Annotated in this window: 13 protein-coding genes; 2 read left to right on the top strand and 11 right to left on the bottom strand. The window is 62.2% G+C overall.

The genetic code is table 11. The features are described from left to right. Window positions 1–99: 99 nt before the first annotated feature. The 4 genes from HDC96_RS11810 to HDC96_RS11795 all read right to left on the bottom strand — a co-directional run bounded on the left by HDC96_RS11810 (window position 100) and on the right by HDC96_RS11795 (window position 2,854). Window positions 100–1,050 (bottom strand): FecR domain-containing protein, encoded by a 951-nt coding sequence (locus HDC96_RS11810; protein ID WP_257018701.1) that lies wholly within the window; start codon window positions 1,048–1,050, stop codon window positions 100–102. 134 nt (window positions 1,051–1,184) lie between these two features. Beyond that, window positions 1,185–1,685, bottom strand: a complete 501-nt coding sequence (locus HDC96_RS11805; RefSeq protein ID WP_179460141.1) for an RNA polymerase sigma factor — start codon at window positions 1,683–1,685, stop codon at window positions 1,185–1,187. A 99-nt stretch (window positions 1,686–1,784) separates the two neighbouring features. After that, on the bottom strand, window positions 1,785–2,261 hold the full coding sequence (locus HDC96_RS11800; RefSeq protein WP_179460140.1) for a hypothetical protein: 477 nt from the start codon (window positions 2,259–2,261) through the stop codon (window positions 1,785–1,787). 41 nt (window positions 2,262–2,302) lie between these two features. Beyond that, window positions 2,303–2,854, bottom strand: coding sequence for a hypothetical protein (locus tag HDC96_RS11795; RefSeq protein WP_257018700.1), 552 nt, complete (start codon window positions 2,852–2,854; stop codon window positions 2,303–2,305). Window positions 2,855–3,022: 168 nt separating this feature from the next. On the opposite strand from HDC96_RS11795, the gene ppa reads away from it, so the two are divergent. Both ppa and HDC96_RS11785 read left to right on the top strand, forming a co-directional pair. After that, window positions 3,023–3,559: an inorganic diphosphatase gene (ppa, locus tag HDC96_RS11790; protein WP_019183821.1), complete on the top strand. Its 537-nt coding sequence runs from the start codon at window positions 3,023–3,025 to the stop codon at window positions 3,557–3,559. Window positions 3,560–3,712: 153 nt separating this feature from the next. Further along, window positions 3,713–4,831, top strand: coding sequence for an HDOD domain-containing protein (locus HDC96_RS11785; RefSeq protein ID WP_179460139.1), 1,119 nt, complete (start codon window positions 3,713–3,715; stop codon window positions 4,829–4,831). A 277-nt stretch (window positions 4,832–5,108) separates the two neighbouring features. On the opposite strand, the gene HDC96_RS11780 is transcribed toward HDC96_RS11785, so the two are convergent. The 7 genes from HDC96_RS11780 to HDC96_RS11750 all read right to left on the bottom strand — a co-directional run bounded on the left by HDC96_RS11780 (window position 5,109) and on the right by HDC96_RS11750 (window position 14,765). Then, window positions 5,109–5,669 (bottom strand): hypothetical protein, encoded by a 561-nt coding sequence (locus HDC96_RS11780; protein ID WP_179460138.1) that lies wholly within the window; start codon window positions 5,667–5,669, stop codon window positions 5,109–5,111. 148 nt (window positions 5,670–5,817) lie between these two features. Then, window positions 5,818–6,396 (bottom strand): hypothetical protein, encoded by a 579-nt coding sequence (locus HDC96_RS11775; protein ID WP_179460137.1) that lies wholly within the window; start codon window positions 6,394–6,396, stop codon window positions 5,818–5,820. Window positions 6,397–6,457: 61 nt separating this feature from the next. After that, entirely contained in the window at window positions 6,458–6,673 is a 216-nt protein-coding gene (locus tag HDC96_RS11770) for a hypothetical protein (protein WP_179460136.1), read from the bottom strand. An 809-nt stretch (window positions 6,674–7,482) separates the two neighbouring features. After that, on the bottom strand, window positions 7,483–7,983 hold the full coding sequence (locus HDC96_RS11765; RefSeq protein WP_179460135.1) for a hypothetical protein: 501 nt from the start codon (window positions 7,981–7,983) through the stop codon (window positions 7,483–7,485). Continuing rightward, complete coding sequence (locus HDC96_RS11760; RefSeq protein ID WP_179460134.1) at window positions 7,980–8,876, bottom strand: RHS repeat-associated core domain-containing protein; 897 nt, start codon at window positions 8,874–8,876, stop codon at window positions 7,980–7,982. Before HDC96_RS11760 ends, HDC96_RS11765 begins: the two co-directional genes overlap by 4 nt. Further along, window positions 8,873–14,251: an RHS repeat protein gene (locus HDC96_RS11755; protein WP_343203014.1), complete on the bottom strand. Its 5,379-nt coding sequence runs from the start codon at window positions 14,249–14,251 to the stop codon at window positions 8,873–8,875. Before HDC96_RS11755 ends, HDC96_RS11760 begins: the two co-directional genes overlap by 4 nt. A gap of 307 nt (window positions 14,252–14,558) precedes the next feature. Continuing rightward, the gene (locus HDC96_RS11750) at window positions 14,559–14,765 is read right to left on the bottom strand and encodes a hypothetical protein (protein ID WP_179460132.1); all 207 of its coding nucleotides are present in this window, start codon (window positions 14,763–14,765) and stop codon (window positions 14,559–14,561) included. Window positions 14,766–14,824: the final 59 nt, after the last annotated feature.

Below are 14,824 nucleotides of genomic sequence, written 5' to 3'. Positions count from 1 at the left end.
TATGCCGGATAAGACGAACGAACGGGGCGCAGCCCCAAGACCAATGCGCGTGCGTGATGTGCGTGACGCGCGGATGCCATGGCGGCATCGCGTGCGGTCTTACTCCGTCGTGGTCGTGGTTGGTGCGACGATCGCCACGCCCATCGGCAGCCGGGTGACGGTCAGTCCAGCGCTCACCGCCAGCGCATCCAGCGCCTGCTCTGGCCGGTCGATGCGGAAGGCCGCATTGACCGACGGCAGGGTCGACAGATCCCCGCGCACGAACGTAGCGCCGGGCCGATAGCGGGCGATGCGCCGGACCGCATCCTCGACACCGGCCGCCTCGATCAGCAGTTCACCCTCACGCCAGGCGGCGATCCGGTCCAGCGCCACGTCCTCCTGCCGGGTCACCCGCTCGCCCGCTGCGAAACGCGCGCGCTGGCCCGCATCCAGGTAGGTCCAGCCCGTACGATCGGCCGCCGCGACGCGGACCCGTCCCTGCTCGACGATCGTCTCCACGTGATCGTCTTCGCGCGCGACCGCGAACGCCGTGGAGATGTCTTCGATCACGCCGCCCTGCGCATCCACCTGGAACGGGCGCGCCGGATCAGGCGTCACCTGGAACCAGGCCTGCCCGCGCAGCAGCGCGATGCGGCGCACCTGGCCGTCGTAGCGGACCGCGATCGCGCTGTCGGCATCGAGCACGGCGCGGCTGCCATCGGGCAGCGCCACGGACTGGATGCCCGTCCCGCTGCGGTGATCCGCCTGCAGCCGCAGCCACGCCTCCGGTGCCACCCAGGTCAGTGCGAGCAGTGACGCGGTGGCCGCCGCGGCGACGGGCCAGCGCGCGCGACGCCGCGACCGTGTCCCAGCCGGGGCCGACGCCGGGCGCGGCCCGAGACTGCGCCACAGCTGACGCTCGTATTCGAAGGTGCGGCGGTTGTCCGGCTCGGCCAGCCACTGCTCGAACGCCTGCATCTGGGTCGGCTCGACCGCTCCGGAGGCCAGCCAGGCAATCCAGGCACGGGCCTGGACGGCAGCAGGATCGGACGGCGGCAAGGGTCGGGGCATCGGAGGCGGTTCGTGCGGGCTCATGGCTGGCGGGGTCGCGCGGTCGCGCGCGGACAAGGGAAGATGCCGGAAGGGACGGCATTATGATCAAGACGGATGGGAAACGGGCTTCCCCAAGCCCGCGTGCATGACGCTCAGCGCCCGCTGCGTGCCCAGGCCAGCCGCTGGAGCGCGCTGCGCACGTGGTTTTCGACGGTTGTCACCGACACGCCCTGGCGTCTGGCGACCTCCACCTGGGTCATGCCCTGCAACCGGTTGAGACGGAAGATGGTACGGGTGGGCTCGGGAAGATGCCCGGCCGCCTCCAGCACGCGCTGCAGTTCGTCCTGCGCCATCGCCTGCTCTTCGGTCGAGAGCACCTCATCCGGCCCCCACAGATAGTGGTCGGCCAACAGCCGCGTGCGCCGGGTGCGTTCACGGCCATGATCGGTCGCCAGGTTCGCCGCCAACCGATACAGGTAGGCCCGGGGATTGCTGATCGCTTGGCCGTTATCGACGCTGCGGGCCTTGAACCAGATCGACTGGATCACATCCTCTGCGCCGCCGTCACTGCCCAGGATGCGCTGGACCAGACGCAGCAGCGCCGGGCGCTCGCGGATCAACAGCTCGGTGAGGGTGGAGGCGATGGAGGACATGGGGCCGATGCACGAAGCGGGACCGCCGGAGGGCGGCCATCCGTAAGGCGCGGCATGTTACTCCCCAAATGAGAATGAGTCACGTTTGAGCGCGTGGCACTACAGGCACTCGGTCAGCCCGTCATAGATGCTGTCCGAGGTTCCCGGCAACGCGACATGCAGTGCGTCGCCTGCCTCCAGGGTCTGCAGCAACACCGCAAGCAGCGTGTCGTCCTGCAGCGGCGCCCGGCAGGCCCAGGTCCGTGCGTCCACCGCGATGCGGCCGGTAACGGTGTCCACGCGCGCGGTGCTGCCGGTGAATGTCCACAGGCATTCCCCCACCCGCCCCGTGGCGGCCTCCACCGAACAGCGGAAACGCAGCGCCTGCAGGTTGTGGTAGTCGCCTTCGCAGAAGGTGTCGCCACAGATGGCATCGAAGCCGCGCACCAGCCGCGCTTCCACTGCACGGAAGCGTTCCCAGCCTTCGGACTGGGTGGGGTACACCCGGGCATCGACGTAGGGCCCGGCAGCATGGCCGGTGGCGACAGCAGTACAGCAGGCAAGCACCAGCAGCACGCGCGGAATGAAGTTCTTCATCGGCAGTCTTCCTGTACGGAGTGAGAGGGACGCCCAACCGGTCAGTTGAGGCAGTCGATCAGGGCGTCGTGCATGGATCGGCCCGACCCGGGCAGCGGTCTGCGCAACGGGTCGCCCAGCGCCAGGACCGCATGCAGCGCCTCCACCGGCGTATTGGCCCCCAATGGCGTGGCGCAGGCCCAGGTACGGCTGTCGGGGACCACCTGGCCGGTGCCGCCGTCCACCTCGAGGTTGCCGGCGCCGATCACCAGGCTGCAGGCGTGGACCGTGCCGCTGGCCGCGTGCACCGAGCAGCGGAACTGGAGCGCGATGTGGTTGCTGTACGCGCCCTCGCAGTAGGTGTCGCCACAGATCTCGTGGAAGGCGCGGATCAGGTGGTCTTCCAGGGCGTAGAAGCGATCCCAATTGGCCTCCTGGTGCGGGAAGTCGACCAGGTCGACATAGGCGTCCTGCCGGGCGGGGGCGCCACTGGCGCCGGTTGCCAGCAGCAGTCCCAGGGCCAGCGACACGGTCGCCAGCGGGTTCATCAGCATCATCACCAGGCTCCAGACGGGTTGGCTGCCATGATCGGCGGCCGCGCCGGGCGGGGACATCGGCGCCAACCGCACCGCTGCGTGGGGATTTCCGGCAGTGGTGCCAGCTCTCCCGCCCGCGGCAGGGTCGGTCAAACACCCTTTGCGCCCCCGGCCGCTGCACGGCGGCCGGCAAAGGCATAAAATGGCGGACTTTGCGCCCTACCCCCTCTCAGCTGGAGCACACCCATGGGTCTGGAACTCGTTTCGCCGGGCAAGAACCCGCCGGAAGAAATCAACGTCATCATCGAGATCCCGAAGGATTCCGAGCCGGTGAAGTACGAAGTGGACAAGGAAACCGGCGCGATCTTCGTCGACCGCATCCTGTCCACCCCGATGCGCTACCCGTGCAACTACGGCTACGTGCCGAGCACCCTGTGTGGCGACGGCGATCCGGCCGACGTGCTGGTGGTGCTGCCGCTGCCGCTGGTCCCGGGCTCGGTGGTGCGTTGCCGTCCGGTCGGCGTGCTCAAGATGAGCGATGAAGCCGGCAGCGACGAGAAGATCCTGGCCGTGCCGATCTCCAAGGTGTTCAGTGGCTACGCCCACGTCGAGGACATCGAGCAGGTGTCCAGCCACTGGCTGGAGCGCATCGGCCACTTCTTCGAGCACTACAAGGACCTGGAAAAGGGCAAGTGGGTCAAGCTCGACGGCTGGGGCGGCGCCGCCGAAGCCAAGAAGATCCTGGTCGAAGCGCACCAGCGCTACCTCGGCAACATCGCCTGAGAGTGACGCCATCGCTCCGGCACAGCGCTGCCGGAGCGATGCGCATCACGTTTTTTCAATGCGGCACATCACTATTCGCGCCGGATTGGGTACATTGCGTCTCTTCACACCGTCCACGGTGCGTTTCACCGTGGTCAGCCAGGGGACCGTGTCGTGCGCATTCTGCTTGTTGGGGACGAAGCCAGCCTGTCGGCTGAGCTGTTGGAATTCATTGCCGATCTTGGGGAAGAGTGGCAACCGCTGACCGCTACCGATGGCCAGAGCGCCATGGGCATCGTCGCCGGTTCGCCGGTGGATGCGGTGATCGTGTGCCCGCAGTTGCCCGATCTCAACGCCACCACGCTGCTCGGCCAGATCCGCACGCTGCGTCCTGAGACCATCCGCATCGCGCTGGTGGATGCCGAGCACGGCAACCGCCCGCCGCCGGCCCGCCTGATCGGCGTGGCCCATCGCTTCCTGCCGATGCCGCTGGCCCCGGAAGTGCTGCTCGAGGCCCTGACCAGCCTGGAGGAGCTGCGCGAGCTGCTCGACAGCGCGCGCCTGCGCAGCGCCATCGGGCGGATCGAGAAGCTGCCCTCCCCGCCGCATCTGTACCTGACCCTCACCCAGGCGCTGGAACACGACGACGACACCAATACCGCCGACGTGGCCAAGCTGGTCGCGGCCGACCCGGCCATCGCGGCCAAGGTGCTGCAGCTCTCCAACTCCGCCTTCTTCAACAATGGCCGGATCATCTCCGACCTGCGCACGGCGGTGACCCGCCTGGGGCTGTCGACGCTGCGCGACCTGGTACTGGCCAGTGAAGTGTTTTCCGCCCAGCCGCTGTCCGGGGCCGAGCGCAACTCACTGCAGCAGCGCGCGCTGCTGGCTTCGCGCCTGGCCGCCAAGCTGCTGCCCGACTCCAGCGCGGAACTCGGGGCCACCGCCGCCCTGCTGGCCGACATCGGCCTGCTGCTGCCGGGCGTGCGCAACGAGCGCACGCCGGACGCCACGGCCGACGATCGCCCGGGCCATGCCGAGGCGGGCGCCTATCTGCTGGGGCTGTGGGGCCTGCCGATGCCGATCATCGAGGCCGTCGCCTTCCACCTGCAGCCGCAACGCTCGAACACCCGCAGCTTCTGGGTGACCGGCGCGGTGCACGTGGCGCTGGCGCTGATCAATGGCGACCCGGTCGACGAGGAGTACCTGCAGCGCGCCGGCGTGCTCAACAAGCTGCCGCAGTGGCGTGATCACGCCAATGGGCTGATGGGGTTGGTGGCTGCGGAGTCGTAAGCCGGCGGGTGTCACGCGGCGTTGCAGTGATGAGAGGCGGGCCCTGTGGGGTCCGCCTTTTTTTTGTTTACGGGAGGGGGCGAAAGCGGCTGTGGCCAACATTCTTCCGTAGCTCTGCGGCAGAATGCCTCTGCATAGGAAATGGAACATCCGTGGGATCGCTGCTCATGAAAATTCCAATAGCCCATGCCGAGTAGTAGGCTCAAAACGCCGTCAACGTGAAACGCCTGGCCGACGCACCACTACCAAGAAACGAAGTTCAAGCCGCCACGCCGCTTCATCTGATCCAATTTGCAGGCCCTGAGTTAACTACAACCTTCACGACCGCAACCTCTTTTGGCTCCGCGCATTCCATAGCCATCGAATCGAAGCATTTTGGATCGAACATGTCCTGGCGCAAGCCAAAAACAACGTTCGTACCGTTGACGAAATTCGCGAACGACCCGTCTTCATCCCCTATCAAGAGCCGACCCGCTGGATAGGTCGCCCTCAATTCGGATAACGTTGAGCCAACCCCCATCCCTTCTTCATCACGTGGCAAAGGCGAAGTCACTGTGAGCGAGTAGACTTTTCCGGACTCCATCAAGCACTCAACAACCGCTCCAGATTCAATCACTGCGTCAACAACCGCGTAAGAGTCGCCCTCCATAAGAACTGAGCGGAAGCGCATTGGCAGCCCAAGTGCCGATAGATCGGCTGAGCTCATTCCGGTTCTAATATTCGCCACAGAGCCGAGAGAGGAATTGATCGCAGCCTCATCAGCACGACGTGTCGCTTCGCCCCTGCATCCACTTGCAACCATGGCCAAAGCCACCAGGTAGAGACGAATCCTCTTCATCTCTGCGGAGACCAGTCATAGAGACGGCCCTGCGTTCCTTTCGGACTTGAATCCACGTGAACACCTCTATTGTTAGAGTGCTCATTCGCCATGTTGACTTCACCGAACGCATGCACAACGTCCGCTTTCTGTCCTGACATCCACACACCTAGAATGTAACCCGCGCGCGGTTTCCAATGAGCAACATCAACACAGGGGTGATGAACATCCTCAGCAGATCTATTGCCAAGGCTTGTCGCCTCAGCCCCATGCGTCGGCAAACCCGCGAGTAGCCGCGGAATCCGGCAAGCCTCCACATCCGCGCTGCCTTGGCATGGCACTTCTTGGCAGATACCAGATCGGGCTCCACGTTCGTTTCGTAGTATTCGGCCAAGCAGAGAACAGCCTCTGGTATCAGCGGATAGTCCAAAGCGACGTTCAAGAAGCGCCGTGCATCCTGATGACCTCCGCTGCGCTTCATACTCACTCTAGCCAAGTTGACGAATGAAGCAGAACAAGGCGATATCAGACTGACACGTCGAAAATTCTCCAGCGACTTCTCCAAGTTCCGCTCGACACCAACACCCCCCTCCTCATACACGATGCCACGACAAAGATAACCGGCGATTAGACTGACTTCATCGCTCTTCTCGAGGAAGCGTTCAGCAATATCCAAGGCATCCCGCGCAAAGCCCATGTCGATCAATCGCGTCGCCCTTTCGAATTCATAATTTCTTTCAGAGGCCATGGCAATGGCACCTCGATGTCCTTTCTCCTAGATTCTCTAATCGCGCCATCCCGCGCCTGGCTTACATTTCGTTCGAACTTCGGCCGATGCAGGGAGTATCCAAGCCCCCCGCATCAAAGGCGCCGAAATACTCCAGATCCGGGCAGGGCTCCATGCTAAAACGGCGCTTCACTTGAACCGGCAGAGCATTATTTACCGGCAGGCCCACATCGATAATGGATAATTTGGCCGAACCGCTGTACTGGTGGATAAGATCCCTAAACAAGTCGGAGATCAACGGTGCGACTTCCTGCGCTGATCGTGCTCTGTGCGTGTTCCTGATAGATCATCAAGGGCGTCAGTCGGTGCACATGCTTTACGCCCCCACAGCCCAGCGAAGCACTCCACGTCAGCTCCCACTGCCACATCCCCACGCTGCCTTCCTCGCCTTGGCGCGGCGACACGTCGACCCGCCGCGATCCCGTTCCATTCCACGCCCCGTGATCTATGCACCAGTCTCACCTCGGCCTGAGGCGCACGCTAGCAACCAGGCTGCGGTGGTCGCATCGGACGTCGCCGCCATGGAATGACGGACCTTACTGGTTGGGAATACGGAAAAATCTGCAATTGGGGCGGGACTTGAGATGGAGCCGATAAAAGAAGGGCCGACCTTGCGGTCCACCCTCTGCTGTTCTGTGCAAACGCCTGTGTGAATCTGAAGCGTCGAGAGTGCTTCATGCAGAGAAATCAACCGATATCGACGCTGCCCCATTGGCGCGACCACGCCAATGGGCTAATGGTGTTGGTGGTTGCGGAGTCGTAAGCCGCCGGGTGCCGAGCGGTGTAGCTGTATAAAGACCTGCTGATACAACATACGATGTCATGGCGCCTTCCTCCGTGTGTTCGGTGATCGGTCTCGGACGAGCGCAGCTACGCTTCATCTGTTCAACACTGTCACCGGGCGCACGCAGAATGCGATGTCTTCGGCGCTTGCGCTGGCTGCCACCAACACCGCCAGCATGGCCAAGACCAGCGCGGAAGATGCACTCCCATATCTCCTCCTCTTACGCAGACCGAGGGGAGCTCTGATAGCGTGCGCATCGATGATCATCGTCGCTCCCCCCAATAGACCGCGATGACCCTAGCCTTCGCAAGTGCACTTTCGTCACCCGTTTCCAGCTCCCAGGTGTCTGGAATGCCGTAGAGATCAAAAACGATGAACACCTCACTTTTCCTGTCATGTAACGCCAAATGCCCGCCTTCCTCCCAACCAAATACAAGCTCCATTTTTTTGCGGATCGAGCGCACCTTCGAGAAGCTATCGCCGATGCTTATTCCTGGAATCGGCAAGGGCTCTTGATTGAATCTAACTACATCAACAATCCCAGCGTCCGGAACCACGGTTGCTGTATAGCCCCCCGTTGACACGACAAACGCCTGCACCTCACCCGCCTCCGTGTACTCGGTTATCGGCCTTATCTGCGGACAGTTGCCCCACATACGCTCGATGCGCTCACCCGGCAGCACGCAAAATGCTATTCCCTCGGCATAGGATGAACTCATAGAAACAGTACAAAACAGGAAGATGCCTGCCTGAATAATTTTCATGGATTCACCCTGGTCCAGTCGCGGTACAACTGTGTTCCCTCGCCGACATCAAGATAGTCGACATGCACACCTGCGGCCGCAGACCCGTATACATTTACCCGCTCGAATCGCCCAAGCTTATGAGCTGCCGCCCCGACTTCTTGTTGAGTCATACCCGGAATCTTTATGTCGGCCGCACTACCACGCGTATGCTGACTTGACTTAACCGCTCGTGGGTTGCGCTGCGCTATCAATCCATCCTGCTTCTCCTTGCTCCTATACCCGCTGATTACATCTATATCCTTTCCATCCAAGCTATTACTCAACGCTTGCAGGTCAGTCTGTATCGCATCATCTTTCAGCTGCACCCCGGCCCGAAGCTTGACATTCGGAGTTGGATCCACTGACATTGCCCTGGCGAGATCTCCCGTATCCAGCCCGCTCCTGGCGGATGTACGAAGGCCGGGCACCCCCCCGCTATCACAAACAATTTTTATTCTGGTGCCTGTGCAGCCTACCCTGCCGTCCGGATCAAGGTAGCGGTAGGGATTCCGGTTGCCATAGTTGTATCGATTGAACAGATTTGTGGATTTTCCGTATGCCGGGACAGGGTCTGCACTTAAGAATATTCCAATATGCGAATCGTAATATCGCTGCTGCATGTACACCAACCCCGTCTCTGCATCCTGGACATGGCCGGTGTACCCCGGCCCGTCCTGCAAATCCGGCATCAATTGTGCGCCATAGGGCTCGTACTCCCGCCGCTCTATCACGCGACCATTGGCGTCGGTCGCAGCGACGATCGAGCCCAACGCATCCGTATGGATGTACTTGATCGTTTCCTGCGTCACAGCTTGCGCACCACCCGCTGCCAGCACCGTTCCAAGCATTAGAAGCGTCGACAATGTCCTCATGGCCGCGCCCTCCGACGGATCGGAATCCCACCACCGCCCGGGTCAGTGGGTATGATTTCCACGTATTGCGTCACCGGGGCGGACCAGGCGGAGCATCCTGTGGCATTGCAGGACCGCACCACGTGCTGGGAAGCGCAATGCCGGGTATGTTCGTAGTAGTTCAACCACGAGCCGCCGACCGAAGTACTGGGCCCGTCATACTGCAGTTGATAGAGCTGACCATTGGAATACGCCCGAAGCTCGTAGCGCGCCGCATGCGCTATCGGCGTCCAGGAAACAGCGCAGGCGATTCTGATCGGAGATCTATCGGTTTGCAGCTTCAATGAGTTGGTGATCGACGGCACATCAGGAATGCGCAGCACCTGAACCGCCCGCTGCGGAGACAGCGGGCCGCATCCACCTCTGTTGCACGCACGCACCACATATCCCCAACTGCCGCTGGCCTTCCCGGCCACGGCGCGCGCTCGACTGGCGCCGTCCTGTATGAGCGCGGTGCCGCCACCATTCTGCTCGAACAGCTGGTAGCTGTCGGCGTGATGAACCTCCGACCAACTGACGTCAAAGCTGCCACTGCCGCTGTTTGCCGGAGCCGAGATCGACGGTGCGTAGGTCGGCGCAACGGTGACTGCGATCAATTGAATCCCCGAATGAGCGCTGCACCCTACGCTGTTGCATGCCCTGACCCGGTACTGGTAACGGCCGGTCTTCCGACCAGTCAGCGCGGCCACCGTGGCGCCGTCGTGGTGCACCTGCGTCCAGCTTCCGCCATTGAACGCTTCATCCAGCCGGTAGCTGCTGGCGTTGACGCTGGCATGCCATGACACCCCGTAGCTCCCCGTGAGGCTCTCCTGTGGGAGGCCCAACCCCTCGGGGACCGGCGGTGGGTAAATCACCGTTACCGGGTTTCCACCCTGCACGTAGTCGCTGCAGCCATAGGGATTACAGGCCTTCAAACGGTAGTGATACGTACCTGCTGGTCTACCGGAGATCGCGAGCATCAGCTCGGCTCCGCTGTAGACCTCGCCCCAATCAGCCCCTTCCCTGGCCTCCTCCAAGGCATAGGTGGTCGGGCCGGTCTCACGAGGAATCGGCGGCAGCCAGGTGATGCTGTACGTGCCGCTCGGTCCGATCAGTGGTGCCGTCACACCACCCGAAGGCCCTGGTTTCCTGCGGATGAAGATCGTTGCCGACACGCTCCACCCTCCGCACCCGGCCGCATTGCAGGCCCGCACTTGATAGCTGACATGTCCTTGTGTCTTTCCGGAGACCGCGTGCTCACGAGCAGCACCGGTGATGACAGTGGACCAGCCGGCGCCATTCTCTGATTCCTGCAATTCGAATATCTGAGCGCCCGGCACCGCACTCCACTGCATTGCGTAGGCGCCGTCCGTGCTGTATCCCGGGAGTGTGATCGTCGGCGCTGCGGGCGCAATCAAGCCGTCGACCCGTGCGACTTGAGTACCATTGAGTAGGATGTAGTCGCTGGACGTCGCCATGCGTGTGTTGTGCTGCACACGCAGCGCCCCCTTTCGGTCATACACCGAAACGATTTCCCCCAGAGAGGGGCTCGCGGCACGGATTCTGCGCCCGTGCCCGTCATAGCGATATCGCTCCTTGTCGACGACCTCCCTCAGGCGGTTGCCGAAGTCGAATTGATACGACTGGCCATTCTTTCGGAAAAGGTTTCCCTGATCGTCGTAGCGCAGCCCGACCAATGTGGCGCCGGTCCCTGCGTCCACTACATTGGTCAGGTGATTACGTGCATCGTAGGCGTAGCTGTGGTCACGGTCCGCGACCTTGACACTCGTCAGGTTGTCCAGGACGTCGTAGCGATACTGCGCGTCGCCGAACATCGGTGAGGCGGCCGTCGTCAGCCTGTCCAACCCGTCGTAGGACATGTCGCGATTTCCGCGGCTCCCAGTCAGCCCGTCGCTGATGGCAAGGACGTTGCCATTGCCGTCGTAGTCATAGCTGTCATCCAGTACGACCCCCTGATCGTTGCTGTGCCGACTGCGCTCGAGGAGCCCACGCACATTCTGACTCAGCGAATGCACGACCCCGTTGCCGTACCGATAGCTAGCCATGGAACCGTTGGGAAAATAGCGCACGTCCGCGGCAAACGCCCCCGCACGCGTTGGCTGCCCGAGGGCGTTCGGTGCGTAGTCGATCACGCGCCCTGAAGGATAGCGTTGCTCCGACAGTGCGCCTGACGCGCTATAGGTGTAAGAAAAAGGCCATATCCTGGCATCAGACTGGAGCAGGCTTTCAGCGATCAGCAGCCCGCGTTTGTTGTAACTGTAGCTGTTGGTCGCGATTCGCCCATCGTTGGTTGTGGCGATGGACTTCACTTTCCCGTCGGGCCAGTAGGACCACCTCTGGTCACCGTTTCCGTCCGGAAAGATCATCGCGACCAGTTGGTTCCGGGCGTCGTATTGCCGTCGGACTGCGCGGCCCGATGCATTCGCCTGCTCCGTGCTGCACTCCAGCGCCCCCGTAAGACTCAGACCTGCAGCCGTCCACGCAACGTTGCCCGCCGCGTCATAGTCCTGCACCGTCGCACCTGTTTCAGGTTCAATCGTCTTGCATAGTCGGCGATGCGCGTCGTAGACATACTGCCGGGTGACAGCCGTCCTGCTGTCCACATCTCGCCTGCGCAGCGCGGCGGGCATACCAAAGCGGTCGCGAACGATCTCGGTGAAACTTCCCTCCGGATGCACGATGGCGACCGGCAAGTCCGTACCTGGCTTGTCGTACGCCGCGTAGGACGTCAGCGTGCTGTAACCACGGGCGTTGGTCACGCGCTGCTTGAACCCGGACAGGTACTCCGTAACCGTCGCCAACACCCCCAGTTCACTGTCCTGTTCATGCCTCACCACTCTCCCCAATCCGTCGAAGTGGCTCCTGGTTCCGTTGACGGCGTCGGCATGGGTGCTGAGGCCACGCAACGGGAACGACTGGAAGACCTTTCTTCCCAGTGAATCGTAGCGATGCAGGGTCTGGCTCAGGGTCTGCGCCGGATCGGTCGCATCGAAGCGCTCCTCAACCACTGGTCGCCAGAACGCATCGAAGTAGGTCGATTCGCGTGCGTTGCCGGTGTTCACATGCCTCTGCCAGTGGCCGGCCGGCAATCCGTATCGCCGCTCTGTCGAACGAATGAAGCTGGACAGCGTAGGCTCCCATGCCACCGTATCGCCTTCAGGGTGATCCAGCCTGGTAATCCGCCCCCCCGCGTCGTAGTCGTAACGGGTGGCGTATCCATTTTCATCGGTCACCGAGCGAATCCAACCATTGTCGTCCACGGTGGACAGACGGGACGTGCCGTCGGCGTACACCATGTGCTGGGGAATGCCGCGCTTCCAGGCGGCCAGCGTGGTTGTGTTGCCCTTTCCATCCTGCAGCGCGGCGAGACTACCATCGAGGTGATATGCCATCGTCTGCTGCAATGCCCCGAAGCGATAGGTTCGCCATGGGAGGTCGGCCGCGTCATAGTCGGTCTGCGACACCACAACCGCCGGTGTGGGATAAACGTGCGTGACGCTCTGCACTTGGCCAAGCGTCCACGTCGATCTGTTGTCGTGGTATCGGATGCGCTCAGCACGGCGGTAGCGCCCGTAGTCCAGACTGCTTGCCTTGGTGACCTCGACCGGGCGGGCCAGTTCATCAAACCTGGTGACGGTGTGTTGGAAAGTCTCTCCATCCTGATGAATGGTGGTCTGCCGCGCAGGCCTCAATCGAAGGGCTGTCGGATCGTCCGGGCCGTAGTGGCTGGACCCATAGAAGTCCGGGAACGGCAGGGAGGGCGCTTCTGTCTCCGTTACGTAGTCCGTCGTCTCTGTCTTGACTACACTGCCGTCTGCGTCGATGACGCGGGTCTCAAGCAGTCGCCCATCATTGACCCCGTATCGGATGCCGAAAATCCGTTCGATTTTCGTACCGTCCGGCTGCCGGACAAAACTGCTCTTGCGATCCGGGCAGTCTGCACCGTTCCTGCATACGGGACCGGTTGCGCCATAGCTCCATGACTGCTCTGGAATTCCAGGGCCGGCCAGCGTTTTCTCGTGGATGGAATAGAGATCGAAGTAGTCCGGCGTGCGCAGTTGATACTTCGGGGGCTCCAAACCGGGGACGTGCGTCGGGATGCAGCTGTCCGCAGGCATTGACGTTCTGTGGAAACGTTCGTAACCGAAGCGAAAATGTCCGGTCGCTCCCGACGGATGTGTTGCTGAGAGCGTGAACAGATCCACTCCCGGAAACGGCTCAGGGCATCGTCGATCACCGATCAGGTCAACGTCCAACTGGTGGTACTCAGGTCCGAGCATTCCCGGGCACCCCACCCCCACACCGGTACAACCGTCGGTGTCCTCGTACCGGTACGTCCAGGACGATCCGTCAGGCTGTCTCACGGCAGTGAGGAGGTGGTTCTGAAGGTTCAGGCCGAACGTCACGGGCGCATACTCGTAGCGCCATACGCGGCCGTTGGCCGAGACTTCGCTGACGGTGTTGCCGATGTAGTGCAGGTCGATTCGCCGCCCGTCGCTCGCCTCGATCGCGACCAGCCTGTCGTCACTGTAGTGGTAGTTCACCCAGTTGCCATGCCGGTCTTCCACGCGACTGGCCATCAGAAACACCTGCGTCCTGCCTTTTTTCCGGATGGACCCTCCGGAGGTGTTGAACTTGTACTTGGCCAGGTTGCCGCCGTGGCGCTCCCGGCCGGCATTCAACGTGTAGCGCAGGCCGTCGGACGTCACCACTACAAATCCTTCGCCCGGATAGCCATTCACTGTCCCAGCGACGCAGGTCACGCTGGTGAAGTCCTGGGCCACGTAAGAATAGACGCGGCCGTCCGTTGGCGTGTTCGGGTTGCGATCGCTCTTGACAAGGAGATCGCGGTCGCCTGAGCCAGGAAGGTGTATGCGGATGCCGGTGAAAAGATCGCCCATCTCGAAAGGCTCTTCCGGAACGGGGGGACCCCAGTTTCCCGGCGTGCACCGGCGCGGATCGGCTGCGTTCGCGTTCCACTCGTTCCACTTCACGTGGCGATCAAAATTGCCGTAGATATATGGGATATCCAGGTCCCAAACCCCGAACCCTCCAAAGTTCTCAAGCTCCGAACGCCGCTCTACCTTGAAACGCCGTTTGATCTGGACAGGGAGTTCATTGTTGCCCGGCAGATCAATGTCCACGACGACAAACTCCGTCGCCCCGGTGTACAGACTGATCGAGTCGCCAAACAGCTCGGACGTCAGCGGCTCGACTTCCTGGCCCGATCGGATTCGCTTTTCGTGCTCTTGATAGGGCATCAGCGGCGTGAGCTCCTGGCTCCCTGCCGGCAGCGAGCAGCCCAGCATTGCCAGGGTCAGCGCGACGCGCGGCACCAACAATAGGCCGCCTTTGCCGGGTTCACCCGTACGAGGCTCCCCCCAATTCCCGTAATGTCTCCACATAGCGTGCCCCCAGCCGTATATAGGACCTGAGATAGGCAAGCTAACGATCTGCAGGGATGCTTCGAATAGGAATACCGCTCGGCATCGACTAGGGCGGAAGCACAGCGTCGCCCCCGAAAACTCCTGACGCAGCAAAAAGGGCAGACCCTGTGGCCTGCCCTCCCTAGCTTTTCCGCAGCGCGTCGATGGATGAGAAGCGCTAGCGGGTGCCTTGCGCCCGGCGGCGCGCCATCTCGTGTCAGCGCTGCGGACAGGCGTCCAGTACGCACAGGCGCCACAGGCGCTCGCACATGCCGGCAGAGCCACCGTCGGCGAGGCATTCAACGCGGACATCTTCGCAGTAGCGCCCTCCCCCGCAGATGATCAGGCCGGGCGATGCACTGGCCGCAGTCGCCAGGGAGGCAAGCAGGACAGCGGAAGTCTTCTGAGCGAGCGTCATTTTCATATCGATCTCTCAATCGTCCACGATTGGACCAATTGACGGTATCAACTGCATTTCCGCTC

The sequence above is a fragment of the Stenotrophomonas sp. JAI102 genome (assembly GCF_013409105.1).
GTDB lineage: Bacteria > Pseudomonadota > Gammaproteobacteria > Xanthomonadales > Xanthomonadaceae > Stenotrophomonas > Stenotrophomonas maltophilia_AA.
Note: the sequence above shows the minus strand (reverse complement) of the source record. Positions and strands in the feature narration are given on the sequence as shown.

Excerpts from the sequence above, each read along its gene's own strand:
- HDC96_RS11810 (WP_257018701.1), bottom strand. The coding sequence starts at position 1,050 with ATGCCCCGACCCTTGCCGCCGTCCGATCCTGCTGCCGTCCAGGCCCGT.
- HDC96_RS11805 (WP_179460141.1), bottom strand. The coding sequence starts at position 1,685 with ATGTCCTCCATCGCCTCCACCCTCACCGAGCTGTTGATCCGCGAGCGC.
- HDC96_RS11800 (WP_179460140.1), bottom strand. The coding sequence starts at position 2,261 with ATGAAGAACTTCATTCCGCGCGTGCTGCTGGTGCTTGCCTGCTGTACT.
- HDC96_RS11795 (WP_257018700.1), bottom strand. The coding sequence starts at position 2,854 with ATGTCCCCGCCCGGCGCGGCCGCCGATCATGGCAGCCAACCCGTCTGG.
- ppa (WP_019183821.1), top strand. The coding sequence starts at position 3,023 with ATGGGTCTGGAACTCGTTTCGCCGGGCAAGAACCCGCCGGAAGAAATC.
- HDC96_RS11780 (WP_179460138.1), bottom strand. The coding sequence starts at position 5,669 with ATGAAGAGGATTCGTCTCTACCTGGTGGCTTTGGCCATGGTTGCAAGT.
- HDC96_RS11775 (WP_179460137.1), bottom strand. The coding sequence starts at position 6,396 with ATGGCCTCTGAAAGAAATTATGAATTCGAAAGGGCGACGCGATTGATC.
- HDC96_RS11765 (WP_179460135.1), bottom strand. The coding sequence starts at position 7,983 with ATGAAAATTATTCAGGCAGGCATCTTCCTGTTTTGTACTGTTTCTATG.
- HDC96_RS11760 (WP_179460134.1), bottom strand. The coding sequence starts at position 8,876 with ATGAGGACATTGTCGACGCTTCTAATGCTTGGAACGGTGCTGGCAGCG.
- HDC96_RS11750 (WP_179460132.1), bottom strand. The coding sequence starts at position 14,765 with ATGAAAATGACGCTCGCTCAGAAGACTTCCGCTGTCCTGCTTGCCTCC.